Below are 18,089 nucleotides of genomic sequence, written 5' to 3' on the forward strand. Positions count from 1 at the left end.
CGAGCGCGTCCGCGGCTGCGCCGAGCCGTCAGCCGAGCAGGGGCGGTGAGCCGGCGCCGGTGCCGGCGATGACGCCCTCGACGGTCTCGCGGAGCGCCCTCATCGACGACCTGCTGACCAGCGCCCAGATCGTCGCGGGTCGTCAGGTGCTCGAGGGGCACGACCTGGACGTCGTCCAGGTCGTCCGTGACGCCGTCGAGAACGAGCGCCCGGCGGCCGAGGCCGCCGGGATCGAGGTGGTGGTCGAGGGAGACGCCGTGGTCCCGCTCGTCTCCGACCCCCATCGTCTGGGCCACGTGGTCGAGAACCTGCTCAGCAACGCGGTGAAGTACAGCGACCGGGGCTCCCGGGTCAAGGTCTCCGTGACGAGCGGGGCGACGCCCACCGGGTCGCACCTGGCGCGCCTGCTCGTGGCGGACGCGGGGATCGGCATCCCGGCCGACGAGATCGACCGCGTCACCCAGAGGTTCTACCGCACCCGCAACACCCGACGGCGACGCGTGCGCGGCGCCGGCCTCGGGCTCGCGCTCGTCGACCGCGTCGTGCACGACCACGGCGGCGTGATGTCGATCCGCAGCGTGCCGGGTCAGGGGACCGAGGTGGACGTCACCCTCCCGGACCTGCCGACGCGCTAGGCCCGGCGCCGCCCCAGACCCGGGCCAACGTCGCCCAGTGCGCCGGGGACAGGTGCGAGAGCGGCGTGACGTTCGCGTCCCGGACCCCGTGGGTGGTCGCGGCCCGGAGCGTCGCGGCCATGCGCTCCGGCGAGATCGCCTGGGGCGGGTCGGCGTCCGCCGACGCCGCCCACAGACCGACGGAGACCGTGAAGCGGGACATGTCGAAGCCCGCCGACTGCAGCGACGCCGTGACCCGCTCGACGTCCGCGGGAGTGCGTGCCCTGGCCCCGACGTACGCCCAGACGATCAGGCGGTCGGCGGACCGCAGGAGGATCTCGTAGTCGTGCCCGCTCGCGGGCGCACCGGCGGCAGGGTCGTCCCAGCCGACACGGACGTCCATCGCGAGCTCGATCTGCTCGCCCTGGCCGTCGCGCACGCCGTCGAGACCGGCGCGCATCCGGGCCAGCAGCCCGGCCAGCACCTCCGACCGCCAGGTGCCGAGCTCGGGGTCGTCCTCGTCGATCTCGCCGTCGGCGTCCCGCGGCCAGTCGTCGGCGCCCGTCATCTCGCGGTAGAGGGCGAGGTCGTCGTCGCCGAAGCTGTAGAAGTTGAGGAAGAGCTCGGTGACGGCGATCCGGCTGGGGTTGTAGCGCTCACCGAGAGCGGTGACGTACTCGACGAGCCGGTCGCCCACCTCGCCCGTGGCGAGCTCGGAGGCCGACGCGCGGTAGGGGGAGCGGGTGCCCTTGGCCGAGACCCCGGCGATCGACGGGTCGGACTTGATCCACTCGGGGACGTAGGCGTCGACGATGAGCCCGATCTCGCGCGGCGTGCCGTCGGCGGTCCGCTGCAGCGCGCGGGCAGCGCGCGACAGGTGGTCGCTGCCGGGCTCGGCCGCGACCTCCGGGTGGGCGGGCCAGTCGAACGCCGTGAACTCGACCCGTCCCGCGTTGAGGTCGACGCCGTTGGCACCCGCGGCGTCGAGGTGCCGGTCGATCGCGGCCCAGTCCGTGTCGGGGTCGGTCACGATGCCGAAGTCGACGCTGACGGAGCGCTCCTGCTCGGGGGCGACGGTGGGCCGCATGGTCGGCGGCACGTCCTCCCACGGTCGCGCGAGGAGCACGGCGGCTCCGACGGCGACGCCGAGCGTGGCGGCGACGGTCAGGAGCCAGGGCCATCGTCGTCGACGAGCCCGCGCACCGACACCGTCCCGCTCCGGTCCAGCTTGTTCCATCGGTTCTCCGCGTTCCCCAGCTCCAGTCGCGCGGCGTCGAGCACGACGAAGGTCATCATCAGCGAGTAGACGGGCCACAACGGGAGGGTCCACAGCTGCCGGAGGTCCCCGGGTGCCCGGTCCAGGAGGACCGCGAGCAGCAGCAGTGCGAGCGACAGCGGGAGGCCGAGCAGGAGCACCCATCCCCACCAGGACGACGGCACCCACGAGGGCCCGTCGACGAGCACGAGGACCGCGAGCGCGATCATGGCCAGCACCTGCACGAACGGTGCGACGACCTGGGCCGCGGTGTTGTACAGGAGGTACGCGCCGAACGCGCCGTAGCGCGGGTTGCCGACCATCGAGCGGTGCATGGAGGTCACCTGGAGCAGGCCGCGGGCCCACCGCACGCGCTGGCGCCACAGGCCGCGCAGGGTCGACGGGGACTCGGCGTAGACGAGGGCGTCGGGCGCGAACGTCACCCGATAGCCCGCCCGCGCGACGCGCCATGTCAGCTCGAGGTCCTCGCCGAGGGTGTCGGTGTGCAGCGCGCCGACGCGGTCGAGCACGTCCCGCCGGAACGCGCCGATGTTCCCCGACACGATCGGCAGGCACCCCAGGACGTCGAGCGCACGGCGCATGAGCCCCGTCCCCACGTGGCTGATGAGGGACAGCAGCCGGGTGAGGACGCGGTCGAGGTTGACGGGCCGGTCGTTCCCGCACACGGCGCCGACCCGGTCGTCGCGGAACCCGCGCAGCAGCCGCGTCACCGTGTCCGGCCGGAACAGGCCGTCCGCGTCGACGAGGACCAGGACGTCGCCCCGCGCCGCCGCGATCCCTGTGTTGAGCGCCGCTCCCTTGCCGGCGTTGTCCTGGCGCAGGGCTCGCACCTGGGGGTGCTCCGCCGCGAGCCGTTCCATGCGCGCGAACGTGTCGTCGGACGAGCCGTCGTCGACGCACACGATCTCGAGCGAGGGGTGCTCGCTGCGCAGCACGGAGCGCACGCAGTTCTCGATCACCACGGATTCCTCGTACGCCGGCACGACGACGCTCACCATGGGCGTCTCGGGGAACATCGGGCCGCAACCGGCCGGGCCGGGGTCGTCGCGCCGGCGCCGGGCCTCGAACACGAGAGCGGCGGGCACGAACGCGAGGCGGACCAGCCCGACCACCAGCAGCGAGAGCGCGAGCACCAGGACGAGCGCGACGAGGACGGACGTCACGGCGCCACCCGATCGCTCGTCGAGGGCCACTCGTCGAGGACCGCGTCGAGCACCTCCGGTGCGGCCGCCGAGACGGCGCCGAACCGGGCGTTGACCTCGAGGACCACGGGCGTGCCGTCCGCGAGGAGCCGGACGTCCATGTCGAGCGGGCCGACGAGGTCGAGCGCCTCCGCGGTGCGGGCGGCGAGCTTCGCGACGTCGTCCGCCGTCCCGGTGGGCAGCCGTTCCACCGCGGTGGCGTTGCCCACGCGACCCTCCTTGCGGCCCGTCTTCTCGAGCACGACGACGACGCAGCGTCCGTCGGCGGGCGAGCGGTACACCTGGGGGCTGTACTCGGTGCCAGGGGCGAAGGCCTGCACCACCCAGGACGCGTCCGTGCTCGCCCAGACCGGGTCGTCCGGGTCCTCCACCACGTGCACGCCCCGCCCGCCGCGGGCGACGCGCGGCTTGACGACGACCGGTCCGTCGGCCCAGGCCAAGGCCTCGGCCGCCGAGCCCAGCGCGTCGGCGGGCAGGTGCCGGGGGACGGAGACCCCGTGCCGTTCGAGCGACCACATCGTGAGGAGCTTGTCCGCGGCGACGGCAGTGGGGCCCGGCGCCGAGAGCACGACCGACGTCCCGAGCCCGGCCGCCGCCGCGAGCACCGCGAGCCGCGGCAGCTCGTCGGAGACGGTGGGCACGACAAGACGGGGACGGTGACGGCGCAGCAGGTCGAGAGTCGCCGCGTCGTAGGCGGGGTCGGCTGCCGCGGGCACGGCTTCGACCACGTCGTAGCCGGTGCCCGCGGTCGGCGCCAGGTCGACCCCCACCACCCGTCGGAGGTCCGCGTCGGCGCGGCGTGCGAGCTGAGGGCCGAGCGCCCGGCCCGCGGGCCCCGCCGCTCCGGTCACCAGGATCGTGTGCAGCCGTGGCGCGTCACCCATGCTCGGATCGTAGGGGCCCGTCTGCGTCGATGCAGCCGGGAGCGCCCGGCGCGGCCGGGTCGAGCGTCAGAGAGCACGCGCGGCCAGGGTGTCGCAGTCGTCCAGGGTGCCGCCCTCGTAGCCGACGGTGAACCACCGCACCCGCTGCTCGGAGGTGCCGTGGGTGAAGCCCTCCGGGCTCACCTGACCCGTGGCCCGCTGCTGGATGCGGTCGTCGCCGACGGCCGCGGCCGCGTCCAGCGCCTGCCGCAGCTCGGCGGGGGAGACCGGGTCGAGGAACGTCACACCCGTGTCGGGGTCGACCTCGGTCGCGGCCGACCCCGCCCACATGCCGGCGAGGCAGTCGGCCATGAGCTCGATGCGCACGGAGTCGGACTCGGGCCCGCTGCCGCGCCGGTCGGCGGCGTCCATCGCGCCGGTGAGCTGCTCGACGTGGTGGCCCACCTCGTGCGCCACGACGTACTCCTCGGCGAGCGGCCCGCCCTCGGCGCCGAACTGGGAGCTCAGCTGGTCGAAGAACGAGACGTCGACGTACACCGTCTGGTCCGGCGGGCAGTAGAACGGTCCCGTCGCGCTGGTCGCGGAGCCGCACCCCGTCGTCGTCGACCCGGAGAAGCTCTCCACCGGCGGCAGCGCGTACTCCACGCCGGCCTGCTGCGGCAGCACGCGCTCCCAGTAGGCGTCGAGCGACTGCACGGTGGCCGACAGCCGGCACTCGCGGTCGGTGTTCGCCTGCTCGGCCGTGCACGCCTCGACGTACTGCTCCTGCCCGTCGCCCGCGGGCGCCCCGGCGTCCTGGACGGCGCCGCCGAGGGCGCCGGTGAGCTGGCCCAGGTCGCCGCCGCCGAGGAACACGGCCAGCAGCGCGACGACGATGGCGCCGATGCCGCCGCCGACGACCGCGCCGCGGCGCCCGCCCGCGCCCTTGCGGACCCGGCCACCCTCGAACTCGCCGCCCTCGTTGAAGGTCACGGGCCCCACGCTAGGCCGGGGCCCGGGTGATCGCGCGGGAAGCGGCCGCGCGGAAAACGACGGGCCGTGCCGCCGCCCGCTCCGTAGGGTGCGGGCATGATCGCGACGATGACCGGTACGGTGCTCGCCCTCGGTGGCGGCGGATTCTCGATGTCGGACGACGGCTCCTCCGCGATCGACGACCACCTGCTCGACCTCACCGGCAAGGACACCCCGAGGGTGTGCTTCGTGCCGACCGCGAGCGGCGACGACGGCGGGTACGCGCACCGCTTCGAGGAGGCGTTCGCCGGGCGGGCCCGGACGTCGGTGCTGTCGCTCTTCTGCCACGAGCCGTGGGGCTACGCCGACCCGGAGATGCTGCTCGAGCAGGACGTCGTGTACGTGGGCGGCGGCTCGACGGCGAACCTGCTGGTCGTGTGGCGGCGGCACGGCCTGCCCGACCTGCTCGCCCGGGCCGCGGCGCAGGGGACGGTCCTCGCGGGCATCAGCGCGGGCATGAACTGCTGGTTCGAGTCCTCGTCGACCGACTCGTTCGGCCCGCTCGCCCCGCTGGACGACGGCCTGGGGCTCGTGCCGGGCAGCGCGTGCCCGCACTACCTGGGCGAGGCGGACCGTCGGGAGGCGTACCTCGGCTGGGTGGCCTCCGGGGCGCTCGCGGAGGGGTACGCGGTGGACGAGTACGCCGCCCTGCGGTTCGTCGACGGCGCGCCCGTCGAGGCCGTGAGCGAGCGGCCCGACCGCCCCGTCCTGCGCGTCGAGCGCGACGGTGACGGCGCGCGCGAGGTCCCGTTCGACGTGCGGCGCCTCCCGGGGGCGTGACGGGACGCCGGAGCCCCGCTCCTCAGTACTCCGTCGGCGTCTCGACCGACTGCCAGTGCCACGGCTCCGGGAGGCGCCCGTCGGGCTCGGCCCAGCCGGGGTGGGTCCAGCCGTGCTCCTCGGCGTGCTCCTTGAGCCAGGCGTAGCGCGCGCCGTCGAACCCCTCGGGGCCCATGGAGATGTCGACGGCGGTGCCCAGGCCGTGGTTGGAGCAGCCGGGCGGCGCGGCGAGCGGGTTCGGGTCGTCCGGGTCGTACACCTCGACCTGCTGGTCGTAGCTGCGGTAGGCGGAGTTCACCGTCAGGTGCTGGCCGAACTCGGCGCGGTAGGCGGCGTCGAGCTCCACCAGCCCGTCCAGGACGTCCGCGCGCACGGAGTACTGCGGCGCCCACGGGATCGGCGCGAGCTTCTTCGCCGAGATCTTCCCGGCCTCCGGGAACCACACCTGGTCCGGCTCGGGGCAGACGACGGCGTCCTGCGCGGTCATGAGGTCCGTGGTCGCGTCGGCCAGGTCGGTGCGCAGCGCGGCGAGGTCCGCCGCGGCGGACTCGAGCTCCGTGAACGACGCCGTGGCGAGCCGGTCGTCCTGGGTCTCGGCGGTCAGCTCGTCCGCGGTGCCGAGCGCGTCGCGGGACGAGGCACGCACCCTCTCGCCGGCGTCCTGCCCGCTCTCGGCGAGCTCGTCGGTCGCGGCCAGCACGCGGTCGGCGCGTCGCGCCACCGGGGCGAGCGCGTCGCGCGCGTCGGCGGCCTGCGTGCGGGCGAAGGCGAGGCGCGAGGCCTCCACCGCCTCGACGTCGCCGTCGAGGCGCGTCGCGAGCTCGGGCGCGTCGCCGGGCATCCGGTCCAGGACCGGTGTCGCGTCGAGCAGGGCGCGGGCCTCGTCGATCGTCGCGGCGAGGTCGTCGCGGACGCCGGCGTCGGCCACCCGGTCGGCGGAACCGTCGAGGGCGTCCTGCGCGACGACGACGCGCGCGGAGAGGTCCTGGGTCTCGGAACGCAGCACCCAGGCGAGGGCGCCGCCGCCCGCGGCGAGCGCGACGACCAGCACCACGGGGACCGCGACGCGCGCGCCCCGTCGTCGGGGACCCGTCGCGTCGCGCACGTGCCGCAGCGAGAGGTCGACCCCGCGCGGCCGGGGGCGGGTCAGGGCGATCAGCGCCGCGCCCACCACGGCCCCGGTGGCGTACCACGCCAGGTCGGTGGGCGTGAACGCCGTGCCGAGCACATACCGCGTGAGCGGGAACCGCGCGACCACCTGGCCGGCGACGTCGGTCAGCCAGGCCGCCTCGATCCCCGCGCACACGACGAGCCCGACGACGCCGGCCACGACGGGGCGCGTGCGCGGGGCGAGGAACGCGACGAGCAGCACGACGAGCGTCGCGTAGAGGGCGTCCCCGAGCGGCCCGCCGACCGCGTGCGGGAGCAGGGCGCGGCCGGCGAGGCCGGCGAGGACCACGACGACGGCGAGGACGGCCGTCGTCGGGCGAGGGGCGCGGTTCACGCGCGAACCTTACCGAGAGCGGCGGGAGTGTGACTTAAGTCGTCGTGGGCCGGACCCCGGGAGCACTAGACTCAGGGGGCCTCCCACCCCCTGTCGAAGGACACCCCTGCCTTGATCACCGCCCACGGCGTCGAGCTGCGCTTCGGCGCCCGCACCCTCCTGCACGAGGCGACGTTCCGCATCGCCCCGGGCGACCGCATCGGCCTCGTCGGCCGCAACGGTGCGGGCAAGACGACGCTCACCAAGACGCTCGCGGGCGAGACGCTCCCCGCGGCCGGGCAGATCACGCGGGGCACCGACATCGGCTACCTGCCGCAGGACCCGCGCACGGGCGACCTCGACGTCGTCGCGATGGACCGGGTGCTCAGCGCGCGCGGGCTGGACCACATCGTCACGCAGATGCGCGAGACCGAGGGCCTCATGGCCTCGGCCGACGCCGACACGCAGGCCGCGGCGCTCGAGCGCTACCCGAAGCTCGAGGCGCGGTTCCTCGCCGCCGGCGGGTACGCGGCGGAGTCCGAGGCGCACCGGATCACCAGCAACCTGGGCCTCGACGACCGCGTCCTGGCCCAGCCGCTGAACACGCTGTCCGGCGGTCAGCGCCGCCGCATCGAGCTGGCGCGGATCCTGTTCTCGGGCGTCGACACGCTGCTCCTCGACGAGCCGACCAACCACCTCGACGCCGACTCGATCGCCTGGCTGCGCGACTACCTCAAGGCGTACAGCGGCGGGTTCATCGTGATCAGCCACGACAACGACCTCCTGCGCGCCACGGTGAACAAGGTGTTCCACCTGGACGCCAACCGCGGCGAGCTGGACCAGTACAACCTCGGCTGGGACGCCTACCTCGCGCAGCGCGAGACCGACGAGCGCCGCCGCCGGCGCGAGCGCGCCAACGCCGAGAAGAAGGCCGGCGCCCTGGTCGCCCAGGCCGAGAAGATGCGCGCCAAGGCGACCAAGGCCACCGCCGCGCAGAACATGATCAAGCGCGCGGAGCGCATGCTCTCCGGCGTCGAGGGCGAGCGGCGCGCCGACAGGGTCGCGCACCTGCGGTTCCCGAAGCCCGCGCCGTGCGGCCGCACCCCGCTCACCGCCGAGGAGCTGTCCAAGAGCTACGGCTCGCAGGAGGTCTTCGCCGGCGTGGACCTCGCGATCGACCGCGGGTCGCGCGTCGTCATCCTCGGGCTCAACGGCGCCGGGAAGACGACGCTGCTGCGCATCCTCGGCGGCGTGGAGGAGCCGGACACCGGCCGCGTCGTGCCGGGGCACGGCCTGAAGATCGGCTACTACGCCCAGGAGCACGACACCCTCGACCTGGACGCCACGGTCGTGGAGAACCTGCGGCATTCCGCCCCCGACCTCACGGACACGCAGGTGCGCTCGGTCCTCGGCTCGTTCCTGTTTAGCGGCGACGACGCGGAGAAGCCGGCGAACGTCTTGTCCGGCGGCGAGAAGACCCGCCTCGCCCTCGCCACGCTCGTCGTCTCGAGCGCGAACGTGCTGCTGCTCGACGAGCCCACCAACAACCTCGACCCGGCGTCGCGCGCCGAGATCCTCGGGGCGCTCGACACCTACGAGGGCGCCGTCGTGATGGTCACCCACGACGACGGCGCCGTGGAGGCGCTCAACCCGGAGCGGGTGCTGCTGCTGCCCGACGGCGACGAGGACCTGTGGTCCGCGGACTACGCCGAGCTGGTGTCGCTGGCCTGACGCCCGTCGGCGGGCGTGTCGGCGTCGGCCCGCGGCCTCTCGGCGGCGTCCAGCAGCGCGTCCTCGTAGTCCTCGTCGACCTTCCGCCGGCGGGGGCGCTGGGGGCGCACGGCGGCGCCCGGCCCCCCGGTCCCGTCCAGGGGGTCCGGGCCGTCGCCGGCGGCGAGGAGGTCGCCCGCCGTCACGTGCACCGGCCGGGTCTCGCGGCGCCACAGCACGACGTAGCCGCCCAGCGCGCCGAGCGCGAAGATGCACCACTGCACCGTGTAGCTGAGGTGCGACCCCGGGTCGGTGTCCGGTTCGGGGAGGGCCCCCGGCGTCGTCGCGGCGGCCGGGTCCTCGGAGCGCAGCTGTCCGTACCCGCCCACGGTGGCGCCGTCGGCCCACGCGGCGCCGTCCGGGCCCGCGGCGAGCACCTGATCGGTGTGGATCGCCTGCACCTGCCCCGCCGGGGTGCCCCGGTCGGAGGCGGGCTCGTCGGGCCGCATCGTCACCGTCACCTCGACCTCGCCGGCCGGCGGGTCGGGCACGGAGGACGGCGCGCTCGCGTCCTCGCCCAGCGGCACGAACCCCCGGTCGACGACGAGGACGACCGGCTGCCCGCCCGCCCCGGTGGTCTCGAGCGGCACCAGCACGTGGAAGCCGGGCTGGCCGCCGACGGGGCGGTTGCGCAGCAGCACCGTGTCCTCGGGCCGGTAGGTGCCGGTCGCGACGGCGGGGCGCCACTCGTCGTCCGGGTCGAGGACGGCGCCGGGCTCGGGCAGCACGTCGGCGAGGGGGACGGGCGCCGCCGCGTAGTTGGACTGCACCAGGTCGATCTGCGCCTCGCGCCAGGTGTACCGGTGCCACTGCCACACGGCCGCCAGGACGCACACGGCGGCCAGGAGCACGGCGCCCAGGCCGAGCGTGATCCACTGCCGGCGGGTGCGCGGGGGCGTCGGCGCGTCGGGGGAGCGGCGCTCGTCCGGCGCCAGGGGGGTGCCCGTCGGGTGCGTGTCGGTCGAGGAACGGTCGGTCGTCACGCGCGATCGAGCTCCGCGACGGGGACGGTCTGCTTCCAGAACGAGCGCGCACCGAGGAACTGCTCGAGGTGCTCGCGGTGGTCGTCGCACGCGAGCCACACCTTGCGGCGCTCCGGGGTGTGCAGCCGCGGGTTGTTCCACAGCAGACCCCACGCGGCCTCGGCGCGGCAGCCCTTGGCGGAGCAGACCAGCTCGCCCGCCACCGGGTCGGCGTTCGTCCCGAGCACGTCCATCAGCGGGTCCCTCCGGGGTTCTCGTTCTCGTTCTTGGCCTCGTTCTCGTCCGCCGGGTCGTCCTGGTGCTCGACGACGCGGTGCGGGCCGTCGAACGTCTCCGGCCCGGACGCCTCCTGGCGGTGCGGGCCGGCGTCGTCCTGGGCGGACGCGGTCAGCTCGGTGGGCGCGACGTCGACCATCGGCGAGGTGTCGTAGGAGACGCGGTCGCGGCCGGCGTTGGCGAAGAGCACCGCCGAGTAGGGCAGGACGACCGCGGCGGCCACCAGCACCAGCCGGATCCAGAGGACGTCCACGAGCACCGCGCCGAGGAAGCACACGATCCGGATCCCCATCTGGACGAGGTAGCGCCGCGTGCGGCGCGCCTGGTCCTCCTCCAGCGGCTCGGGGGCGCTGGTGATCGAGGGGACCTCGGCGCCCTGGTCCGCACCGTGGCGGCGGCCTCCGGAGGGGCGCGGACCGGGAGAGGTCGCGCGGGCGTTGCTCACCCGGCCAGTCTAGGACGGCGCGCGGAGGCCCATGGACCCCTCCGCCGATCGCCTCGCCTTGTAGGGATCCGACAAAGCGTCGCGAGGACGTGTGACGCGCCGCGACCCTGCGTGGCCGCTCGCTCGGGGTAGCGTCACCAGGGCGTCGGCCGTGCCCGACCGCCCGCCGCACCGCCCCGACCACGAGCACGACAGCCGAGGAGAACCCGTGACCGACGCCCCCGCCCCCCAGCCCGCCGCGCCCGCCGGACGGGTCGTCGTCGTGACCGGTGCGGCGCGCGGCATCGGCCGCACGATCGCCGAGCGTTTCGTCGCCGCGGGCGACACGGTCGCCACGCTCTACCGCGGCGGCGACCTGCCGGACGGGGTGCACGGCTATGTCGCGGACGTGACCGACAGCGCCGCCGTCGACACCGCGTTCTCGGCCGTCGAGTCCGACCTGGGCCCGGTCGAGGTGCTCGTCGCGAACGCCGGCGTCACGCGCGACCAGCTCCTCATGCGCATGAGCGACGAGGAGTTCGAGACCGTGCTCGACGTCAACCTCACCGGCACCTTCCGCTGCGTGCGTCGCGCCTCCAAGGGGATGATCCGCGCGCGCAAGGGCCGCATCGTGCTCGTCGGCTCGGTCGTGGGCCTCTACGGCGGCCCCGGCCAGGTGAACTACTCGTCGTCCAAGGCCGCGCTCGTCGGCATGGCCCGGTCGATCACCCGGGAGCTCGGCGGTCGCGGCATCACCGCGAACGTCGTCGCGCCGGGCTTCGTCGAGACCGACATGACCGCGGCGCTGCCCGAGGCCACCCAGAAGCAGTACAAGGCGTCCATCCCCGCGGGCCGCTTCGCCTCGACCGACGAGGTCGCCGGCGTCGTGGAGTTCCTCGCCTCCGACGCCGCGGCGTACGTCTCCGGCGCGGTCGTCCCGGTCGACGGCGGCCTCGGCATGGGTCACTGACCAGCCCTGGCCCTGCCCCCTCGCTTCCTCACCCCCGCACAACCGGAAGGTCATCATGGCTCTGCTCGACGGCAAGAAGCTCCTCGTCACCGGCGTCCTCACGGACAGCTCCATCGCGTTCCACGCGGCCCGCCTCGCCCAGGAGGAGGGCGCCGAGGTGGTGCTCACCTCCTTCGGCCGCCAGATGAAGCTCACGCAGGCGTTCGCGAAGCGGCTGCCGGTCACGGCGCCCGTGGTGGAGCTGGACGTCACCAGCGAGGAGGATCTCGCGGCCCTCCCCGAGCGCGTCAAGGAGCACGTGGACGGCCTCGACGGCGTCGTGCACTCCATCGGCTTCGCCCCGCAGACCGTGATGGGCGGCAACTTCCTCTCGGCCGAGTGGGGCGACGTCGCGACGGCCCTGCAGGTCTCGACGTACTCGTACAAGTCGCTCATCGAGGCGGCCCGCCCGCTGATGTCCGGTGGCGCCTACGTGGGGCTCACGTTCGACGCCTCCTTCGCCTGGCCGGTCTACGACTGGATGGGCGTCGCCAAGGCGGGCCTGGAGTCCGCCAACCGGTACCTGGCCCGCGACCTCGGGCCCCACGGCATCCGGTGTAACCTCGTCTCCGCCGGGCCCATCCGCACCACGGCCGCGAAGTCCATCCCGGGTTTCGCGACCATGGAGGACGCCTGGCCGCAGCGGGCCCCGCTGGGTTGGGACCAGACGACGGCGGAGCCGGCTGCGCGCGCCGTCGTGGCACTTCTCTCGGACTGGTTCCCCGCCACGACCGGGGAGATCGTCCACGTCGACGGCGGTGTGCACGCGATGGGTCAGTGACGGGTCGGGGGCCCGGCACGGGCCCCTGGGACGACCTGTGAGACGGAGCGCATGAGAGCGGTAACGCAGGCCGAGGGCGACGCGCCGACCTGGCGCCTCGTGCTGTTGCGGCACGCCAAGGCCGAGCCCGGCAAGGGCGTGATCCCCGACGACCGCCGCCCGCTGGCGCTGAACGGTCGCAAGCAGGCGAGCCGCGTCGGCATGGCGCTCACCGCGGCGGGCCTGCGGCCGCAGCTCGCGCTGGTGTCCTCCGCGCTGCGCACCCGGCAGACCTGGGACCTGGCCTCCTCGCACCTCGACGGCTCCGCCGACACCGCGCTCGACGTGCGCGACGAGCTCTACGAGGCGAGCGTGCGCGACGTCCTCGGCCTCCTGCGGGAGGTCGAGGCGTCGGCGCGCACCGTGCTCGTCGTCGGGCACGAGCCGACGATGGCGGCGACGGCGGCGTACCTCGCGGGCGACGGCTCGGACGCCGCGGCCGTCGCGCAGGTACGCGTGGGCGTGCCGACCGCCACCTACGCGGTGCTGGAGTCCGCGGAGCCGTGGGCCGAGTGGGGCCGCGACGGCGCCCGCCTCGTGCACGTCGGTCGCCCCTCCTGAACCGTCAGGTCGTGCCGCGACCGTCGTCGGGCAGCCCGCCGAGCACCTCGTCGACGGTCGTGACCTCGACCAGCGGCGCGTAGAGCCGCATCGCGTCGAGCGCCCGCGCGTGGTCGGCGTCGCTCGCCCCGGCGCACGCGTCGGCCACCACCCGCACCCGCCGCCCGGCGTCCGCGGCGGGCAGCACCGTGGACAGCACGCAGCAGTCGGTCGAGACGCCGGCCACCACCAGCTCGTCCGCGTGCCCGGTCGCCGCGTCGAGCTCCGGCCCCCACTTGCCGAACGTCGTGGCGGTGACGACCGGCGCGCCGGCGGGGTCCAGGCCGTCCGCGAAGCCGTACAGCGGGTCGTCGGGCGGCACGAGGGCGAACGGCCACTGCGCGAAGTACTCCCGCCACGCGCCCTGCGGCGCGCGGGGCGCCACGTACCTGGTCCACACCGTCCGGCCGGCGAAGGCCGGCAGCAGCCGTCGCAGGTTCGCGGCCGCGGCGTCGAAGCCCGGCGCGGCCCACGGGCTGCCCGGCCGGGCGAAGACCACCTGCATGTCGACCACGACGAGCGCGGCGCTCACGCCGACTCCTGCGCCGACTCCTGCCGCCGCACCGCGCGCGCCGAGAGGACGAACGTGCCCAGCAGCCCGAGCGCGAGGGCCACGAGCACGCCGAGGTTCGCACCCGCCCACTGGCCGTCGCGGCCGCCGAGGCCGAGCGGCCCCAGCAGGTAGCCCTGCCACGACAGCCACCCGGCGTACGTGTTGGTGACGAGGCCCCAGCCGATGACGGTGCCCGCCACGACGAGCAGCACCGCCGTCCACCGCACGCTGCCGTACCGCCCCCGCCGGTCCGCGAGCTCGTCGTCGGCGTAGTCCTTGCGGCGCAGCGCGATGTCGGCGAGCAGCACGCCGCACCAGGCGGCGATCGGCACACCGAGCGTGATGAGGAAGCCCTGGAACGGGCCGAAGAAGTCGTCGGCGACGAAGACGACGTAGGTGGCGCCGAGCACCATGAGGACGCCGTCGATCGCGGCCGCCACCCAGCGCGGGGCGGGCAGCCCCAGCGACAGCAGGGCGAGGCCCGAGGAGTAGATGTCGAGCGCCGCGCCGCCGATCAGCCCGGCCAGGGCCACGACCATGAAGGGGACGAGGAACCACTCCGGCAGCAGCACGGCCAGGGCGCCGATCGGGTCGGCGCCGATCGCGTCGGCGAGGGCGGGGTCGGAGCCGGCGAGCAGCATCCCGGCGACGAGCAGCAGCACCGGCGGGAGGGAGGCGCCGAACGTCGTCCAGCCGACGACGCCCGGCCCGGACGCCGTGCGCGGCAGGTAGCGCGAGTAGTCGGCCGCCATGTTCACCCAGCCGAGGCCGAAGCCGGTCATCATGAAGACGAGCCCGCCGATGACCTGCGGCGCCTGCCCGGGCGGGATGGCCGCGACGGTCGCCCAGTCCACGTGGCCCGCGACGAGCACGACGTAGACCACCGTGAGCACGGCCGTCAGCACGGTGATGACCTGCTGCAGCTTCATCACGAGCTGGAACCCGAAGATCCCCGCGGCCACTACGACCAGGGCCACGACGGCGAGCGTCACGACCTGCGTCACGGTGCCACCGCCCCAGCCGAGCGTGCCGAGCACGGTCGAGGTGGCGAGCGTCGCGAGGGCGACCAGCACCGTCTCCCAGCCCACGGTGAGGATCCAGGACAGCAGCGACGGCAGCCGGTTGCCGTCCACGCCGAACGCCGCCCGGCTCAGCACCATCGTGGGCGCCGACCCGCGCCGGCCGGCGAGGGAGATGAACCCGCAGGCCAGGAACGACGCCACGATGCCGACCGAGCCCACGACCACGGCCTGCCAGAAGGACACGCCGAACGCGAGCAGGTACGCGCCGTAGCCCAGGCCCAGCACGGACACGTTGGCCGCGAACCACGGCCAGAACAGGTCCCGCGGCCTCCCGTGCCGCTCGGACTCGTCGATGGTGTTGAGCGCGTTGGTCTCGACCGTCGTCGCCATGGTCCGATCCTGGCCCCTGCCAGGGGTTTCGCGCTACGGCTGCGCGCTCGGGCCGGTGCGGTCAGGACCGCCGGCTCAGGGGCGGATGCTGCCGGGCCCGCGGCCCGCCGCGGCGTCGACGGCGTCGATGACGCCGAGCACGTCGTCGAGCCGAGGGCCGTCCACGCTGAACGGCGCCTGCGCGCGCACGAGCGGCTTGGCCGCGAAGGCGATGCCGATGCCCGCGGCGTCGATCATGTCGAGGTCGTTGGCGCCGTCCCCGACGGCGACCGTGTCGACCATCTCGAGCCCGCACTCGGCGGCCCAGCGGCGCAGCGTGGCGGCCTTGTCGGCACGGTCGACGACCGGTCCGACGGTGCGGCCGGTGAGCACGCCGTCGGCCACCTCGAGACGGTTGGCGCGCCAGCGGCCGATGCCGAGCGCGTCGGCGATCGGGCCGAGGATCTCGGCGAAGCCGCCGGACACGAGCCCGAACTCCCAGCCGCGGCGGTGCACCTCGCTCACGAGGTCGGCGGCGCCGGGGGTCAGCACGACGGCCTCGCGCACCGCGGTGAGGGCCTCGACGGGCACCCCGCGCAGCGTGGCGACGCGCTCGCGCAGGGAGCCGGCGAAGTCGAGCTCGCCGCGCATCGCGCGCTCCGTCACCTCGGCGACCTGGGCGCGGGTGCCGGCGTGGTCGGCGAGCAGCTCGATCACCTCGGCGGTGATGAACGTGGAGTCGACGTCGGTGACGACGAGCCGGCGGCGCGGCGCCTCGGCGCCGCCGTCCGCGGAACTGGCGGGGGCGGTGGCGGTACGGGGAGCGGGGTCAAGCAACGACGGTGCCCTTCGGGACGACGGTGATCCCCGACTCCGAGACGGTGAAGCCGCGGGCCCGGTCCTCGTCGTGGTCGACGCCGACGCGGGCCCGTTCGCTCACCACCACGTTCTTGTCGAGGATGGCGCGGTGGACCTGGGCGTGCCGCTCCACCTGGACGTTGTCCATCACGACGGCGTCCGTGACGGTGGCCCACGAGTGCAGGTGCGCGCCCGGGGACAGGATGGACCCTGCGACGGTCGCGCCGGAGATGAGGACACCAGGCGAGACGATCGAGTCGGCGGCGTGGCCCAGGCGCCCCGGCCCGGCGTGCACGAACTTGGCGGGCGGCAGTCCTGTGTACCCGGTGAGCAGCGGCCAGTCCTCGTTGTACAGGTTGAACACGGGCTGCACCGCGATGAGGTCCGTGTTGGCCTCGAAGTAGGCGTCGATGGTGCCGACGTCGCGCCAGTAGTCGCGGTCGCGGTCGGTGGAGCCGGGGATCTCGTTGCGGATGAAGTCGTACACGCCGGCGGTGCCCTCGGCGACGAACGCGGGGATGATGTCGCCGCCCATGTCGTGCCGGGAGTCCGGGTCGGCCGAGTCCTTCGTGACGGCCTCGACGAGCGCGTCGGCGTCGAACACGTAGTTGCCCATCGACGCGAGCACCTCGGTGGGGGAGTCGGGCAGCCCCACCGGGCTCTCCGGCTTCTCCAGGAACTCGCTGATCCGCGTCGGGTCCTCGCGGTCCACCTCGATGACGCCGAACTGGTCGGCCATCGCGATCGGCTGCCGGATGGCGGCCACCGTGGCGCGGGCGCCCGAGGAGACGTGCGCCTCGACCATCTGCGAGAAGTCCATGCGGTACACGTGGTCCGCGCCGACCACGACGACGATGTCGGGCCGCTCGTCGTCGATGATGTTGAGGCACTGGTAGATGGCGTCCGCCGACCCGAGGTACCAGTGCTTGCCGACCCGCTGCTGCGCGGGCACCGACGACACGTAGTTGCCGAGCAGCGACGACATGCGCCACGTCTTCGAGATGTGCCGGTCCAGCGAGTGCGACTTGTACTGGGTCAGCACGATGACGTGCAGGTAGTGCGAGTTGATGATGTTGGACAGCGCGAAGTCGACGAGCCGGTAGATGCCCCCGAAGGGGACCGCCGGCTTGGCACGGTGCGCGGTGAGCGGCATGAGGCGTTTGCCCTCGCCGCCGGCGAGGACGATCGCGAGCACGCGGGGCTGGGTCGACGCCATGCCACGACCCTAGGGCGTCGCAGGCCGCCGCGCCCGCGACCCGCCGACCCCGCTAGGTTGGCCGCGTGAGCACGCCAGCCAGCAGCCCAGCAAGCACCCTCGCCAGCAGTCCCGCACGCGGCCCGTTCCGGGTCGACCTGCTGACCCGCGAGTACCCGCCGCACGTCTACGGCGGCGCCGGGGTGCACGTGGCGGAGCTGTCGGCGGTGCTGCGCCGGCACGCCGACGTGCGGGTGCGCTGCTTCGACGGGCCGCGCGCCGGCGACGACGCCGAGGCGGGCGTCACCGGGTACGGCGTGCCGGCCGAGCTCGCCGCCGCCAACCCCGCCCTCGGCACGTTCGGCGTGGACCTGGCGATGGCGCAGGACGTCGGGGGAGCCGACGTCCTGCACTCGCACACCTGGTACGCCAACCTCGCCGGGCACGTCGGCGGCCTGCTGCACGGGGTGCCGCACGTCGTGACGGCGCACTCGCTCGAGCCGCTGCGGCCCTGGAAGGCGGAGCAGCTCGGCGGCGGGTACGCCCTGTCGTCGTGGGCGGAGCGCACCGCCTACCTGGGCGCCGCGGGCGTGATCGCGGTGTCCGCCGGGATGCGCGCCGACATCCTCCGGGTCTACCCGGAGCTCGATCCCGAGCGCGTGCACGTCGTGCACAACGGCATCGACCTCGCGGGCTGGCGGCGCCCGGCGGACGGCGACCCGACGGCCGAGCGGGTCGTCCGCGAGCTCGGCATCGACCCCGCGCGCCCGACCGTCGTGTTCGTCGGCCGCATCACGCGGCAGAAGGGCCTGCCGTACCTGCTGCGCGCCGCGGCGCGGCTGCCGCGGGAGGTGCAGGTCGTGCTGTGCGCGGGCGCCCCCGACACCGAGGAGCTCATGGCGGAGGTGCGCGGGCTCGTCGCCGACCTGCGCCGCGCCCGCGGCGGCACGGGCGCGGCGC

At 74.6% G+C, this 18,089-nt stretch carries 19 protein-coding genes; 7 read left to right on the forward strand and 12 right to left on the reverse strand.

All coding sequences use genetic code 11. The annotated features are described in order from the left end of the window. Positions 1–68 precede the first annotated feature (68 nt). The gene (locus tag ACFWEK_RS07580; RefSeq protein ID WP_430553650.1) at positions 69–635 is read left to right on the forward strand and encodes a sensor histidine kinase; all 567 of its coding nucleotides are present in this window, start codon (positions 69–71) and stop codon (positions 633–635) included. Here the strand turns inward: ACFWEK_RS07580 and ACFWEK_RS07585 are convergent. The 4 genes from ACFWEK_RS07585 to ACFWEK_RS07600 all read right to left on the reverse strand — a co-directional run bounded on the left by ACFWEK_RS07585 (position 607) and on the right by ACFWEK_RS07600 (position 4,948). Continuing rightward, on the reverse strand, positions 607–1,740 hold the full coding sequence (locus ACFWEK_RS07585; RefSeq protein WP_430546277.1) for a hypothetical protein: 1,134 nt from the start codon (positions 1,738–1,740) through the stop codon (positions 607–609). The two genes, ACFWEK_RS07580 and ACFWEK_RS07585, sit on opposite strands and share 29 nt — an antisense overlap. A 38-nt stretch (positions 1,741–1,778) precedes the next feature. Then, positions 1,779–3,053, reverse strand: a complete 1,275-nt coding sequence (locus ACFWEK_RS07590; protein WP_430553651.1) for a glycosyltransferase — start codon at positions 3,051–3,053, stop codon at positions 1,779–1,781. Next, positions 3,050–3,976 (reverse strand): ATP-grasp domain-containing protein, encoded by a 927-nt coding sequence (locus ACFWEK_RS07595; protein ID WP_430553652.1) that lies wholly within the window; start codon positions 3,974–3,976, stop codon positions 3,050–3,052. Before ACFWEK_RS07595 ends, ACFWEK_RS07590 begins: the two co-directional genes overlap by 4 nt. 66 nt (positions 3,977–4,042) lie before the next feature. Then, positions 4,043–4,948: a neutral zinc metallopeptidase gene (locus ACFWEK_RS07600; RefSeq protein ID WP_430553653.1), complete on the reverse strand. Its 906-nt coding sequence runs from the start codon at positions 4,946–4,948 to the stop codon at positions 4,043–4,045. Between the two features lie 96 nt (positions 4,949–5,044). Between ACFWEK_RS07600 and ACFWEK_RS07605 the strand changes: the two genes are divergently transcribed. Beyond that, positions 5,045–5,767 carry a Type 1 glutamine amidotransferase-like domain-containing protein gene (locus ACFWEK_RS07605; protein WP_430546273.1) on the forward strand — a complete coding sequence of 241 codons (723 nt, stop codon included), beginning with the start codon at positions 5,045–5,047 and terminating at the stop codon, positions 5,765–5,767. Between the two features lie 22 nt (positions 5,768–5,789). Here ACFWEK_RS07605 and ACFWEK_RS07610 read toward each other — a convergent pair whose 3' ends face one another. Then, positions 5,790–7,271, reverse strand: a complete 1,482-nt coding sequence (locus tag ACFWEK_RS07610; RefSeq protein ID WP_430553654.1) for a DUF2809 domain-containing protein — start codon at positions 7,269–7,271, stop codon at positions 5,790–5,792. Between the two features lie 111 nt (positions 7,272–7,382). On the opposite strand from ACFWEK_RS07610, the gene ACFWEK_RS07615 reads away from it, so the two are divergent. Next, the gene (locus ACFWEK_RS07615) at positions 7,383–8,981 is read left to right on the forward strand and encodes an ABC-F family ATP-binding cassette domain-containing protein (protein WP_429763285.1); all 1,599 of its coding nucleotides are present in this window, start codon (positions 7,383–7,385) and stop codon (positions 8,979–8,981) included. Here the strand turns inward: ACFWEK_RS07615 and ACFWEK_RS07620 are convergent. Genes ACFWEK_RS07620 through ACFWEK_RS07630 form a run of 3 tightly spaced genes read right to left on the reverse strand, consistent with a single transcriptional unit; the run spans position 8,954 to position 10,724 of the window. Next, positions 8,954–10,003, reverse strand: coding sequence for an SURF1 family protein (locus ACFWEK_RS07620; RefSeq protein WP_430553655.1), 1,050 nt, complete (start codon positions 10,001–10,003; stop codon positions 8,954–8,956). The two genes, ACFWEK_RS07615 and ACFWEK_RS07620, sit on opposite strands and share 28 nt — an antisense overlap. Then, on the reverse strand, positions 10,000–10,236 hold the full coding sequence (locus tag ACFWEK_RS07625; protein WP_430546270.1) for a hypothetical protein: 237 nt from the start codon (positions 10,234–10,236) through the stop codon (positions 10,000–10,002). The genes ACFWEK_RS07620 and ACFWEK_RS07625 overlap by 4 nt, the downstream gene beginning before the upstream one ends. Beyond that, positions 10,236–10,724, reverse strand: a complete 489-nt coding sequence (locus ACFWEK_RS07630; protein ID WP_430546269.1) for a DUF3099 domain-containing protein — start codon at positions 10,722–10,724, stop codon at positions 10,236–10,238. The genes ACFWEK_RS07625 and ACFWEK_RS07630 overlap by 1 nt, the downstream gene beginning before the upstream one ends. 208 nt (positions 10,725–10,932) lie before the next feature. On the opposite strand from ACFWEK_RS07630, the gene fabG reads away from it, so the two are divergent. Genes fabG through ACFWEK_RS07645 form a run of 3 tightly spaced genes read left to right on the forward strand, consistent with a single transcriptional unit; the run spans position 10,933 to position 13,093 of the window. Then, positions 10,933–11,673 carry a 3-oxoacyl-ACP reductase FabG gene (gene fabG, locus ACFWEK_RS07635; RefSeq protein WP_430553656.1) on the forward strand — a complete coding sequence of 247 codons (741 nt, stop codon included), beginning with the start codon at positions 10,933–10,935 and terminating at the stop codon, positions 11,671–11,673. Positions 11,674–11,728: 55 nt separating this feature from the next. Further along, positions 11,729–12,493: an enoyl-ACP reductase FabI gene (gene fabI / locus ACFWEK_RS07640; protein ID WP_430546267.1), complete on the forward strand. Its 765-nt coding sequence runs from the start codon at positions 11,729–11,731 to the stop codon at positions 12,491–12,493. A 51-nt stretch (positions 12,494–12,544) separates the two neighbouring features. Then, entirely contained in the window at positions 12,545–13,093 is a 549-nt protein-coding gene (locus ACFWEK_RS07645; protein WP_430553657.1) for a SixA phosphatase family protein, read from the forward strand. A 4-nt stretch (positions 13,094–13,097) separates the two neighbouring features. Here ACFWEK_RS07645 and ACFWEK_RS07650 read toward each other — a convergent pair whose 3' ends face one another. The 4 genes from ACFWEK_RS07650 to glgC form a co-directional block, all read right to left on the reverse strand. Beyond that, entirely contained in the window at positions 13,098–13,664 is a 567-nt protein-coding gene (locus ACFWEK_RS07650) for a cysteine hydrolase family protein (protein ID WP_430553658.1), read from the reverse strand. Continuing rightward, a complete protein-coding gene (locus tag ACFWEK_RS07655) occupies positions 13,661–15,097 on the reverse strand; it encodes a purine-cytosine permease family protein (protein ID WP_430553659.1) in 1,437 nt (478 codons plus the stop codon). The genes ACFWEK_RS07650 and ACFWEK_RS07655 overlap by 4 nt, the downstream gene beginning before the upstream one ends. 75 nt (positions 15,098–15,172) lie before the next feature. Further along, positions 15,173–15,913, reverse strand: a complete 741-nt coding sequence (serB, locus tag ACFWEK_RS07660; protein WP_430546263.1) for a phosphoserine phosphatase SerB — start codon at positions 15,911–15,913, stop codon at positions 15,173–15,175. Then, on the reverse strand, positions 15,906–17,150 hold the full coding sequence (glgC, locus tag ACFWEK_RS07665; RefSeq protein ID WP_430546262.1) for a glucose-1-phosphate adenylyltransferase: 1,245 nt from the start codon (positions 17,148–17,150) through the stop codon (positions 15,906–15,908). Before glgC ends, serB begins: the two co-directional genes overlap by 8 nt. A gap of 137 nt (positions 17,151–17,287) precedes the next feature. Between glgC and glgA the strand changes: the two genes are divergently transcribed. Then, on the forward strand, positions 17,288–18,089 hold an 802-nt coding region (gene glgA / locus ACFWEK_RS07670), incomplete at its 3' end, for a glycogen synthase (protein WP_430553660.1).

The organism is Isoptericola sp. NPDC060257, from assembly GCF_042726645.1.
GTDB classification, from domain to species: domain Bacteria; phylum Actinomycetota; class Actinomycetes; order Actinomycetales; family Cellulomonadaceae; genus Isoptericola; species Isoptericola nanjingensis.